The sequence below is a fragment of the bacterium genome, assembly GCA_041648665.1.
Classification (GTDB): Bacteria; UBA10199; UBA10199; order 2-02-FULL-44-16; family JAAZCA01; genus JAFGMW01.
The window spans coordinates 1-11,478 of the sequence record JBAZOP010000091.1 but is presented as its reverse complement, the minus strand read 5'-3'; the positions used below and the strand labels follow the sequence as shown (position 1 = coordinate 11,478).

The window sequence follows — 11,478 nt, the reverse complement described above, 5'->3', positions numbered from 1 at the left end:
CTTCATGAGCACCAGGGCGAACGCCGCGTTCACGATCACGGCGACGATCGACACGGCCACCGGCGTCTTCGCATCCTTCAGCGCAAAGAAGGCGGGCACTAGGTTGCGCACGCCGGAGACGAACGGGATCTTGACCGCGAAGAAACAGAGAGCTCCGGCCGAGGCCACGGCCGCCTCAGGCGTGAACTCCCCCCTCTGGAAAAGGACGCTCACCACGGGCAGTGCCAGGATATACAGCCCCACGGCAGCGGGTATGTCTATCAGGAAGGCCAGCTTTAGACTGTAACGCAGCGTCTCTTTGAACGCGCCTGTGTCCTTCTTGATCGCATGGTCCGACAGCGTCGGCAGCGTGACGGTGGCCACCGCTATCGAGAATATGCCGAGCGAAAACTCCGAGACGCGATCTGCGTACCACAGATACGAAACGCTGCCGTCGGGCAGAAACGACGCGAGAAAGGTGACCACCACCACGTTGAACTGATACACCGCGGCCCCGAACGCTGAGGGTATCATGAGGACGAGCAGCCCCTTGAGCGCAGGATGCCTCCAGTTGAAATCGAGCCTGGGCAGCATCCCCTCGCGCCAGAGCGGCGGGATTTGGAGGGCCAGCTGCGCGATCCCTCCCAGTATCACGCCGACCGCCACGCCCTCTGCCGGCACCGAGAAATGCTTATCCAGCACGAGGGCGCCGAATATGATGAATATGTTGAGCAGCACCGGCGACGCGGCCGGCGCAGCAAAGTGTTTGAGGGAATTGAGGATGCCCATGGCCAGGGCCACGAGGCTGATGAGGACGATGTACGGGAACATGAGCCTGGTCAAAAAGACCGTGATCTCGAATTTCTCGGGGCTCGCGGTGAAGCCCCACGCGATGAGCCTCACGAGAAGCGGCGCCCCGATCACGCCCACGATGGCCAGCAGCGCCAGGAATATGGACAGATAGGTGAAGACCACCGAGGCCGCCCTCTTCCCCTCTTCCCTGGAGCGGGCGAGGTTCTCGGTGTAGATCGGCACAAAGGCGATGGTGAGCGCGCCCTCGGCGACCAAGCGCCTGAGCAGATTGGGTATCCTGAAGGCCACGTAAAAGGCATCGGCGAACCTGGTAGCGCCGAAGGCCCAGGCCAGGACAGCATCCCTGGCAAGCCCCAGGATCCTGGAGATGAGGGTGAAGAAGCTGACCGTCCCCACCCTGCGGCTTATATTGGCGTGCTCCGTCCTCATATCGCTGACCGTCCCCTTCGCTGATAAAAAGAGCCCCGAATACGCGGGGTTGACAATAGGGAGGTGCCATGATAGCTGCGGCACTCCTCATTTGCAACCAGGGAGAATTAAATGGCTATAGACAAGACGAAGAAGAAGATGGGCGTGGGCAGGCATGCCTCCGCGATAAAGCGCGCCAGGCAGAGCGAAAAGCGTCGCCTGGTCAACAAGGCCTGCGGTTCGAGGATGCGCACGGCGGTCAAGGAGGCCAGGGCGACGAAGGACGACCTGCTAGTGAAGAAGGCCATCCCCCTCGTGATGAAGGCGGCCCAAAAGGGAGTGATCCACAAACGCAAGGCCTCCCGCCTCGCCTCGAGACTTGCGCGCATGGCGAACGCCGCGCGCAATTGACGGTCTGTCGATATTTAAACCGGAATAAAAGAAGGGCGCTGCCTCAGCGGGCAGCGTCTTTTTTTTCGACCAGCGCCACGATCGCCCTCTCTATCACCCTCTCCTTCGGCATGCGGCTCGACTTTATCTCCCTGTCGCACCTGTGGAGCACGGCGAAGCTCCCCCTGAGCTCGCTCCGCGAGAAGTTCTGCGACTGATCGAGATAGCCCTGGAGGTAGAACGGATTCACCCCGATGTACTTCGCCATCTCCGTCCTGTCGCTCGTGCGTCCCGAGATCTCGCGCGCCTTTGAGAGCATCCGGAAGTGCCTTGCCAGCATATGCAGGATCAGCGGCGGCGGCTGGCCGTTCTGGATGAGATTGTGTAGATAGGAGAGTGCGCGCGAGAGCCGCCTCTCACCCACCGCGTCCGTCAGGTCGAATACGTCCCTCTGGTGGGTGTCCGCCACGGCCGCTTCCACATCCTTGAGGTCGACGGCCTTCCGATCCCCGATGTAGAGGACTATCCTGTCGATCGCGCCGGAAATCTGTCCCAGGTCGTTGCCGACCATCTCGGCCAGAAACTTCGCCGCTTCCATGGAGATCTGCCTGCCGTTTCTTTTGACCTGCATGTTGATCCACGCCGGGACCTTGTCGTCGTATAGCCTGCGGCACTCGACGATCGCCCCGCTCTTCTCCGCAAGCTGCATGAGCCTGGTGCGGCCGTCCATCTTCTCCGCGACCACGATCAACGTGGCGCAGTCCAGCGGCTTAGAGAGATATTCGGCAAGGGCGTCTGAGATCGCCGCCTTGCGCTCCTTGGCAAGCGCCTCGCCGCCGCGGATCACGACCACAGGCCTCGCGCCCAGCATGGGTACGGTGCGGAGCGCGCCTATCACATCCTCGGGGCTGGCCTCCTGAGCCGTGAAGCTCACCACCTCGGCCGCGCCGCCATCGCCCGCGCCCAACGCCTCCTTGATCGAGGCAAGCGCAGCATGGGCGAGATAGCCCTCCTCGCCCACTATGAAGTAGACGGGTCTCCGCTTCCCCTGTTTGAGTTCCCGATCCAACGCTGTGATATCGATCTTAGGCATTGTTCATACCACTATGTTGACCAGCCTCCCCGGAACGACCACGACTTTTTTGGGCGCTCTCCCTGCCAGCGCAGCCTTCACCTTCTCGGAGGCCAGCGCCGCCAGCCTCAGCTCTTCCTCTCCGGCCGCAGCACTCACCTCTATCCTGTCGCGCAGCTTGCCCGCGACCTGGACTACGATCGTCACGGATTCGCTTGCGATCTTGGATTCGTCGAAACCGGGCCATTTCTCTCGCAACATGTAGTCCTTGTGGCCGAGGTTACTCCACAGCTCCTCCGCCGCGTGCGGCACCAGAGGCGACATGAGGAGGACCAGCGACTCAATCGCCTCTCTGCTCATCCCCTTCACCTCCACGCTGTAGAGGTAATTGACGTACTCCATGAGCGCAGCGATCGCGGTGTTGAAGTGGTAGCGCTCGATGTCCTCCGTCACCTTCTTTATGGTCCTGTTGCGCCAGCGATCCATCTCAGCATCTCCCCTGCCATCGGAGTCGGCGGCGATCCAACCGTCCACAAGCCTCCAGAATCTCCAGAGAAAACGGCTTGCACCCTCAAGCCCCTGGTCGCTCCACTCCAGGTCCTTCTCGGGCGGCGAAGCGAAGAGCATGAAGAGGCGCACGGTGTCGGCTCCGTACTTCTCTATCATGTCGTCCGGATCGACCACGTTGCCCTTGGACTTGCTCATCTTGGCGCCGTCCTTGTAGACCATGCCCTGGGTCATGAGACCCGCCACAGGCTCATCGAGTTTTATAAGCCCCAGGTCGCGCATCACCTTCGTGAAGTAGCGGCAGTACATGAGATGCCCCACCGCATGTTCGATGCCGCCTATGTACTGGTCCACCGGCAGCCAGTACGCCACCGCCTTCGGGTCGAGCGGGCCCTTGTCGTACTTGGGACACGCGTAGCGGAAGAGATACCAGGAGGACTCCACGAAGGTGTCCATGGTGTCCGTCTCGCGCCTCCCTTGCCCGCCGCATTTCGGGCACTTCGCATTCACGAAGGAGTCAAGTTTCGCCAGGGGCGATCCTCCCTCGCCGGTGAGCTCCACCTTCTCGGGCAAGAGCACCGGCAGATCCTTCTCAGGCACGGCCACCTCGCCGCACTTGTCGCAGTTGATTATCGGTATGGGCGTGCCCCAGTAGCGCTGCCGCGATATGCACCAGTCCTTGATCCTGTATGTGACCGTGGCTCCGCCCAACCCCTTCTCGGCCAGATACGCCGTGATCGCGCGCGCCCCTTCGGCGGATGGCATGTCCGAGAAGTGCGCCGACTCCACCAGCCTGCCCGGACCCTCCCATGCCTCGGACATGGCCCTCGGGTCGAGCGACGCGCCGTCGGGCTGGATGACGACTTTTATCGGGAGGTTGTACTTGCGGGCGAACTCGAAGTCGCGCTGGTCGTGCGCAGGGACCGCCATCACCGCGCCTGTGCCGTATTCCATGACAACGAAGTTGGCGACGTATATCGGCATGCGGCGGCCGGTGAGGGGATTTATGCAGTGCGCGCCGGTGAACTCCCCGTCCTTCTCGTAGGCGTTGGCGAGCCTGGCCTGGTGGTCGATCTTGGAGCTCTTGGCCACGAAGCCCTCGACCTCCGATCTCTTTCCGTGTATCGCCGCGAGTTCCAGAGCCAGCGGATGCTCCCAGGCTATGCTCATGAAGGTCGCGCCGTAGAGCGTGTCGGGCCTGGTCGTGAATATCCTGATCTTCCTGTCGGAACCCTCTATCTGAAAATCTATGTTCGCCCCGGAGCTACGGCCGATCCATTCGCGCTGCATCACTCTCACGCGCTCGGGCCAGCCTGTGAGTTTCTCATCCACGTCCCTCAGCAGTTCCTCCGCATAGTCGGTGATCCTGAAATACCACTGTGTCATGGAGCGCAGCTCCACCTGCGAGTCGCATCGCCAGCAGACGCCGCCCTCGGCCTGCTCGTTGGCGAGCACGGTCTGGCACGCCGGGCACCAGTTGACCATGGACGTCTTGCGATAAGCCCACCCCTTCTCGTACATCCGAGTGAAGATGAGCTGCTCCCACCTGTAGTAATCCGGGTTGCAGGTGGCGAACTCCCGGTCCCAGTCGTAGGAGAACCCGAGGCGTTTCAGCTGCCCGCGCATGTAGTCGATGTTCTCCTGCGTCCACTTCGCGGGGTGAACGCCGTGTTTTATGGCCGCGTTCTCCGCCGGCATGCCGAAGGCGTCCCAGCCCATGGGGTGCAGGACCTTGTAGCCCAGCATGGCCCTGTATCTCGCGGCCACGTCGCCTATCGTGTAGTTGCGCACATGCCCCATGTGGATGCGGCCGGACGGATACGGGAGCATCTCGAGCAGGTAATGTTTTTTCGACCCCTCTTCCGGCTCCACCTTGAAGACGCCGTCCTCGCTCCAGCGTTTCTGCCACTTCGCCTCGATTTCGTGAGGGTTGTAATTTTTCTCAGGCATTGCCCCACCTTTCCATCCATCTCTGGAACATGAGGAGGGTCCAGATCTTCTTGCGGTTATCGGCCCTACCGGCGAAGTGATCGCCGACGATCCCCTCCACAACCTCAGGATCGAAGAACCCCTCCCTCTTCATCCTGCCCTGCGAGAGGAGATCCAGGGTCATCTCCCTCAGGGGACCCTTGACCCACTTCGCGATCGGCACCCCGAAGCCTTTCTTGGGCCTTGCCGCTATGCCGCGCGGAAGGAGATCGCTGACCGCGTCCTTGAGCAGGTGTTTCATCCGAAAGCCGCGGAGCTTCATGCTGTACGGCAACCTCGAGACAAACTCAACCACCTCGGGGGCCATGAAGGGCGCCCTGGTCTCGAGCGAAACGCCCATGGAAGCGCGATCCACCTTGGTGAATATGTCCTCCGCGAGGTAAGTCCTCATGTAACAATACAGCAGGTCGTTGCCGCCCCGCGATCCGAAAGCCTCTTCATAGAGGCGTTTCTCGACCGAATAGACGTCGCAGGCAAGACCCCCTATCATGAGCTCGGACAGCTCATCGTCCGAGAAAGCTCCCATCCATATCGGATGCCTCGACGCATCCTTGCGCTCGACGCCCTTGAGAAACTGTCTCGCCAGGAAATGACGGCTCATGTTTTCGTCCGATACCGTCAGCGCGCGGGCGAGAGGATCGACGAGCGATCTCCTCATAGCCCTGGGCAGCTTGAGATACCAGTTCGCGGCGCGCTCCGCTTGAAAGGTGGGGTATCCCGCAAACAATTCGTCTCCGCCGTCGCCGCCGAGAGCCACGGTGACGTGCTCCCTGGTGAAACGCGAGAGGGCGTAGGTGGGGATTATGGACGGGTCAGCGAACGGCTCGTCCAACAGTTCCGTCACCTTGGGAAGGATCTCGATCAGCGAGTCGGGACTGCACAGCTCCTCATGGTGGTCCGTGCCGAAATGCCCGGCCACCCTCCTCGCATGGTGCGACTCGTCGAAGGATCTCTCAGAGAACGAGATCGAGAACGTCTTGATGTCGCCGGGGCGCATGTGGCGCGCCATCATCGCCAGTATCGTCGAAGAGTCCACTCCGCCCGACAGGAACACGCCCAGGGGAACATCGCTCACAAGCCTCTGTTTCACGGAGTTGGACAGAAGCCGGAGAAGTTTCTCCCTGGCCTCCGTCTCCGAGATGTCGTTCCTCTCCTGCCCCAGCGGGACGCTCCAATACCTCCGAAGCTCAAGCACGCCGCCTTTGAGGAGGAGCATCTCGCCGGCCTCGAGCTTGGACACGCCCTCGAAGATTGTGTGAGGGGCAGGCACGTATTCATGCGCCAGGTACATCTGTATCGCGCAGCGATCGGGCCGCCAGCCTTTCCCGTAAGCGAGTATCGCCTTGAGCTCTGAAGCGAATATCAGCGCGCCGTCCCTCTTCGTCCAGTAGAGCGGCTTCTCGCCCATCCTGTCCCGGGCCAGCAGGAGCACCCTTTTTGATGAGTCCCACACGGCGATGCCGAACATGCCGTTCAGCCTCTTCGGCAGCCCCTCGCCCTCCTCCTCGTAAAGGTGCGGTATCACCTCGCTGTCCGTGCGCGACTTGAAGAGATGGCCTTTTGAGAGGAGCTCCCTCCTGAGCTCCTCGAAGTTGTATATCTCGCCGTTCTCGAGCGCGATCACGTCCCCCTTCTCCGACATCACAGGCTGTCTGCCCCCGTCCACGTCGATGATCGCGAGCCTGCGCATGGCCAAACCGGCGCCATCCGCGATGTAATAGCCTTCATCGTCAGGACCGCGGTGCGACATGGTGCGGTTCATCCGCACCAGGACCTCTCGCTCCACAGGACGCGACGGATCATCGTAGATTATGCCGCAGATTCCGCACATGGCAGTTCAGGGGTTGATGTTTATGCTCTCTTTCACAAGGTAGATCGGTTTGCCCTGCGACTCGTGATAGGTCCTAACCAAAAGCTCCGCTATCAGGCCCATCATGACGAGCTGGACCCCGATGAAGAAGAGAAAGACGGCGAGGATCAGAAACGGATTTTTGTGCGCGAACGTCCCTACCCACATCTTCTCCACTATGACCTCGAGGGCCGAGGCCAGGCCGAGCACGCACAGGACCGATCCCACGCCGCCGAAAAGATAGCCCGGCTTCCTGGCATAGCTGAGCAGGAATTTGACTGTGATGAGGTCCATGAGGACCTTGAATATCCTGACTAGCCCGTACTTCGACTTTCCCTTCAGGCGAGGCCTGTGGTTCACCTCCATCTCGGCTACCTTTGCCCCGGCCATGTGGGCGTACGCGGGTATGAAGCGATGCATCTCGCCGTATAGATCGATCGTGTCGATGTACTCAGCGCGGTACGCCTTGAGCGAGCAGCCGTAGTCCATGAGCTTGACGCCGGTCACCACGGAGAGCAGCCAGTTCGCGATCTTCGAGGGCAGTTTGCGCGTGAGCATCGCATCCTTGCGATTCTTCCGCCATCCGGACACCACGTCGAACCCCTCATCCAGCTTCGCAAGCAGCTTCGGTATGTCGGCAGGGTCGTTCTGGTTGTCGGCGTCCATCGGCACATAGATGCGGCCTCTGGCGAACGCGAACCCCGCGGCCATCGCAGCCGTCTGCCCGAAATTGCGCGTGAACCGCACCACCTTTATCCTGTGGTCCTTTTGCGCGAGGTCACGGAGGAGTGATTCGCTGCCGTCGTCGGAACCATCGTCCACTATCACTATCTCGTAGGTGAGTTTCGTGGGCGTAAGGACCGCCAGGAGCTCATTATAGAGGATGGGCAGACTCTCCCTTTCATTATAATAGGGAATGATGACCGAGAGATCGTATGGCCGGTCTGCGGTGTCCAGCATCTGCCTGTTCTGCATAGGTCCCCCAAAAACGTTTAATTAAATTGGGCACTTAACATACGGCCGCCCGTGCGTCAAAACTAATTAGAGACCGGAGCTGCGGCTTGCGGAGGTTGACATTATGAGAAACCAGCCTAAACATCGCCCCTATGAGAAGGGGGTGGCCTGAAATGAAAAGGATCGCATCAGCCCTGTTATTGGTCGCAGCCGTATCGCTCGCCGCTCCTCAGGCGCATGCCGGAAACGCGTCCATGGTCTTCTGGTACCCGGGCGAGGCCGGCAGCACGGAGGAGGCGCAGCCCGTGCTCGACGAGTTCCTCGAGTATGTGAGCATGAAGATGGGAAACCTCACGATCGACGGCCGCTACTACAACACCGTCGACGGGGGGCTCAAATACATCTCCCAGAACAAGCCCATCGTGGGCATAGTGAGCTTCGCGGCCTTCAGCCAGAACAGGGAGAAACTGGGCCAGGCTCAGATCCTGCTCGCAACCCTCCCACTGCCAAAAGGTGCAGCCACCGAGAGATACGCGATCGTGGGGACATCAAAAGAGCTGAAGCCGGGCACAAAGGTCATCTCGAGCGAACCGATGGAGCTGGCCTACGTGAGGGAGAAGCTCTTCCCCAAGCTCCCTGCCGACGCAATCGTGACTCCGACCACGCAGATCTTTTCAGGGCTCAAGAAGATCGCAGCGAAGGAGTTGGATGCCGTCGCCATACTGACGCCGATAGAGGCGGAGACTCTGGCCAAACTCAGCGCTGCGTGGGCCAAACCCCTCGTCACGATCGAAAGCTCCGAGATCGTGCCGACCGCACGCGTCCTGCTCTTCGATCCCTCATGGAAAGATGCGGACAAGCTGAAGCAAGTGCTGATCGCCGCAGGCAGCGACTCCGATGCAAAGGAGCTCCTGCTCGAACTCAGGCTCAAGGGTTTTGCCGAGGCGCGCTGATGGCCGCGCCCCCGCTGTGGTCAAACGGCTTTTGAGATAAGGCTTGCGAAGATCCAGCCCCCTGCAGCGACCCCTATCAGAGTTACGAACCCGCAACAGAGGATCATGGGCAGGAATACGGCGACCGCGCTGCGGCCGTATGTGGTTTCATGAACAACCTTGATGCCGATCACCGAGAGGACCATCTGCCAACCCCATGCGAGCGGACCTCCGATTATCGGCAGCAGCTGAAACACCTGGGGGGCCATGGAATAGCAGGCGACCCTGAAGGTGTCTGCGAAACCCCTCTTCGCAGCGCCCAGTACGAAGAGGCAGGCGTGGTAGATCCCGGCCTGTATCAGGAGTCCGGCCGTCATGCCGAAGGGTATGCCCACGAGCGCAAACGCTATCAGCGCACCCACCGATATCGGGAACATGCTGAAAAATGCCAACGATTCGGCCGGATCCGTAAGCTCAAAACTCGAAGCCAGTGCCTGGAAACCGAACTGATAGGCCGCTGAAATCACAAAGACCAGCGACGATATGATGAGCGCATACGCCCAGGGCCGGACCCACCCCCTGCCGCCCGCGACCTGTGAAAAGAACATGCCGGGCTCTGCTATGGCGCCCTTGGTTGTGGCGACGATCGCCTCGACCCATCTGCCCTGCGACTCGGCGTCCCACGCGGTCCCTTCCGCGAGTGCACCCACCCTGAGCTCGCGGCTGCATGAAGGACAGAGGAATACGCCCCGGCCCTCTGCCCTGAACTTATTATTGCAAAGCGGACAACAGTAGATCACGCGTCCCTCCGTCTTGCTAAGCAAGCTAACACATGCTAGATCATGCGGTCAAATCATGAAAGATCCCGATATATTGCGCCTAGAGGCGACCGTCCCAAAGGAGGAGGCTGAAAACGCCGAGTTCCTCCTCTGCGGACTCGGTTCGAGCTCCACGCTCGAAAAGCCGCACGATGACAAAAAATTCGTGACCGTCGTCGCCTGTTTCAACTCTTCGGAGAGGAGCGAGCCCCTTCTCAAGCTCGAAGCAGCGCAGGCGTTCAAGGCATTCCCCGGGCTGCGCGACGCCGACATCCTAGTGCAGAGGGAGCGCATCGCGGATTACACCGAACTCTGCAAGCAGCACTTTGCGCCCTTTGAAATCGCCAAGGGCATCGTCGTGGTCCCCAGCTGGGAGCGCTACGTGCCGCGCGCGAACGAATCGGTCATCAACCTGGACCCGGGGATGGCGTTCGGGACCGGCCTGCACGAGACCACGAAGCTCTGCGCAGAAGCGATAGAATCGTGCGCGCACCGCGCAAGCTCCATGCTGGACGTGGGGACCGGCAGCGGAATCCTCGCGATCACGGCGAGGCTCCTCGGAGTAAGGAACATCTGCGCGATCGAGAACGATCCCGACGCGCTCGAGGTCGCGAAAGAAAATTTCGAGAAGAACTCCTGCTCCGACATACTGCTCGCCCAGCGAATTGAGGACGCTGGCCTTGGCTTCGACCTGGTCGTGGCCAACATACTGCTCCCCACGCTGATAGAGCTTCGCGATCCTATAATGAAAAGGGTGGCGCCGCACGGCACCCTCGTGCTCTCCGGCATAACCCCGGACCAAGAGGACGAGATAAAGGACGCGTATGGCCGTGGGTTCACGAGCAGCGAGGCGAAGAGGCGCGGTGAATGGAGCGCCGTAATATTCAGGAGAGGATGATCCCATGCCCCAGTTCTTCGTGGATACAAGCCTCGCCGCATCGAAGCATGTGGAGATCCGCGGCGCCGACGCCAGGCACATCCTGCAATCGCTGAGGCTTGGACAAGGCGACTGGATGGTGCTCTCGGACGGCAAAGGCAGATCATTCAGGGCAGTGATCAGGCAAGCCAAGGCAATGAGCGTGATCCTCGACATCATTGAGGAGATCACGCGCGTGGACCCCAATCCTCCGCCGGCGCTTGCAATCGCATCGATCCGCGCCGAGAGGATGGAGTGGGCGATCCAGAAGTCGGTGGAGCTGGGCTGTCGCCGCATCCTTCCCTTCAACTCGGCGCGCACGGTCAGGAAGGCCGAACATGCCGGCTCCTCGCGGAAGATCGAGAGGCTCAGGAAGATAGCGCTGGAGGCTGCGAAGCAGTCCGGCCTCCCCTTTGTCCCCTCTGTGGAGAAGGCGATCGATTTTTTGCTCCTCTGTTCACGCCTGACGGAGTTCAAACCGGCGCTGTTGCTGTACGAGGGCGAGGCCGCGCTCAGCATTCGCAAGGCGCTCGCGGACGCCGATCTCTCTCGCGAAGGCATCATCATCATCGGCCCCGAAGGAGGTTTCACCGATGAAGAGGTCGACCAAGCCAGGGGAAAAGGCGCGCTGACAGCGAGCCTCGGCCGACAGATTCTCAAAGCCGAGACAGCCGCAGTCGCCGCTGTCGCGATATATCAGTACGAATCGGGAAACACGGAGACAGTCTGATCGACACGGCCTGAATCATGTGATATATCGCTTAAATGGACAGGATCGAAATCAATCCCCTCGCCGATGTCTCAGCGCCGAAGAAGAGGCCCGCGATCATAGCTCACCGCGGAGCCAGCAG

At 60.6% G+C, this 11,478-nt stretch carries 10 protein-coding genes; 4 read left to right on the top strand and 6 right to left on the bottom strand.

The window, feature by feature from the left end:
- A partial coding sequence (murJ, locus tag WC683_17020) for a murein biosynthesis integral membrane protein MurJ (GenBank protein MFA4974311.1) occupies positions 1-1,221 on the bottom strand: 1,221 nt, incomplete at its 3' end.
- A gap of 111 nt (positions 1,222-1,332) precedes the next feature.
- On the opposite strand from murJ, the gene rpsT reads away from it, so the two are divergent.
- Positions 1,333-1,611: a 30S ribosomal protein S20 gene (gene rpsT / locus WC683_17015; GenBank protein MFA4974310.1), complete on the top strand. Its 279-nt coding sequence runs from the start codon at positions 1,333-1,335 to the stop codon at positions 1,609-1,611.
- 43 nt (positions 1,612-1,654) lie between these two features.
- Here rpsT and holA read toward each other — a convergent pair whose 3' ends face one another.
- The 4 genes from holA to WC683_16995 are packed head-to-tail and all read right to left on the bottom strand — an operon-like array spanning position 1,655 to position 7,982.
- The gene (gene holA / locus WC683_17010; GenBank protein MFA4974309.1) at positions 1,655-2,683 is read right to left on the bottom strand and encodes a DNA polymerase III subunit delta; all 1,029 of its coding nucleotides are present in this window, start codon (positions 2,681-2,683) and stop codon (positions 1,655-1,657) included.
- A 3-nt stretch (positions 2,684-2,686) separates the two neighbouring features.
- A complete protein-coding gene (leuS, locus tag WC683_17005) occupies positions 2,687-5,119 on the bottom strand; it encodes a leucine--tRNA ligase (protein ID MFA4974308.1) in 2,433 nt (810 codons plus the stop codon).
- The gene (gene asnB, locus WC683_17000; GenBank protein ID MFA4974307.1) at positions 5,112-6,989 is read right to left on the bottom strand and encodes an asparagine synthase (glutamine-hydrolyzing); all 1,878 of its coding nucleotides are present in this window, start codon (positions 6,987-6,989) and stop codon (positions 5,112-5,114) included. The genes leuS and asnB overlap by 8 nt, the downstream gene beginning before the upstream one ends.
- Before the next feature lie 6 nt (positions 6,990-6,995).
- A complete protein-coding gene (locus tag WC683_16995; GenBank protein ID MFA4974306.1) occupies positions 6,996-7,982 on the bottom strand; it encodes a glycosyltransferase family 2 protein in 987 nt (328 codons plus the stop codon).
- Between the two features lie 152 nt (positions 7,983-8,134).
- On the opposite strand from WC683_16995, the gene WC683_16990 reads away from it, so the two are divergent.
- A complete protein-coding gene (locus WC683_16990) occupies positions 8,135-8,914 on the top strand; it encodes a hypothetical protein (GenBank protein ID MFA4974305.1) in 780 nt (259 codons plus the stop codon).
- A 20-nt stretch (positions 8,915-8,934) separates the two neighbouring features.
- Here the strand turns inward: WC683_16990 and WC683_16985 are convergent, their stop codons facing one another.
- The gene (locus WC683_16985; GenBank protein ID MFA4974304.1) at positions 8,935-9,693 is read right to left on the bottom strand and encodes a YIP1 family protein; all 759 of its coding nucleotides are present in this window, start codon (positions 9,691-9,693) and stop codon (positions 8,935-8,937) included.
- 55 nt (positions 9,694-9,748) lie between these two features.
- Here WC683_16985 and WC683_16980 point away from each other — a divergent pair, with 55 nt between their 5' ends.
- Together WC683_16980 and WC683_16975 are read left to right on the top strand one after the other, a co-directional pair.
- On the top strand, positions 9,749-10,609 hold the full coding sequence (locus tag WC683_16980) for a 50S ribosomal protein L11 methyltransferase (GenBank protein MFA4974303.1): 861 nt from the start codon (positions 9,749-9,751) through the stop codon (positions 10,607-10,609).
- 4 nt (positions 10,610-10,613) lie between these two features.
- Complete coding sequence (locus tag WC683_16975) at positions 10,614-11,357, top strand: RsmE family RNA methyltransferase (protein MFA4974302.1); 744 nt, start codon at positions 10,614-10,616, stop codon at positions 11,355-11,357.
- Positions 11,358-11,478: the final 121 nt, after the last annotated feature.

Excerpts from the sequence above, each read along its gene's own strand:
- WC683_16995 (MFA4974306.1), bottom strand. The coding sequence starts at position 7,982 with ATGCAGAACAGGCAGATGCTGGACACCGCAGACCGGCCATACGATCTC.
- rpsT (MFA4974310.1), top strand. The coding sequence starts at position 1,333 with ATGGCTATAGACAAGACGAAGAAGAAGATGGGCGTGGGCAGGCATGCC.
- holA (MFA4974309.1), bottom strand. The coding sequence starts at position 2,683 with ATGCCTAAGATCGATATCACAGCGTTGGATCGGGAACTCAAACAGGGG.
- WC683_16980 (MFA4974303.1), top strand. The coding sequence starts at position 9,749 with ATGAAAGATCCCGATATATTGCGCCTAGAGGCGACCGTCCCAAAGGAG.
- WC683_16975 (MFA4974302.1), top strand. The coding sequence starts at position 10,614 with ATGCCCCAGTTCTTCGTGGATACAAGCCTCGCCGCATCGAAGCATGTG.
- asnB (MFA4974307.1), bottom strand. The coding sequence starts at position 6,989 with ATGTGCGGAATCTGCGGCATAATCTACGATGATCCGTCGCGTCCTGTG.
- leuS (MFA4974308.1), bottom strand. The coding sequence starts at position 5,119 with ATGCCTGAGAAAAATTACAACCCTCACGAAATCGAGGCGAAGTGGCAG.
- WC683_16990 (MFA4974305.1), top strand. The coding sequence starts at position 8,135 with ATGAAAAGGATCGCATCAGCCCTGTTATTGGTCGCAGCCGTATCGCTC.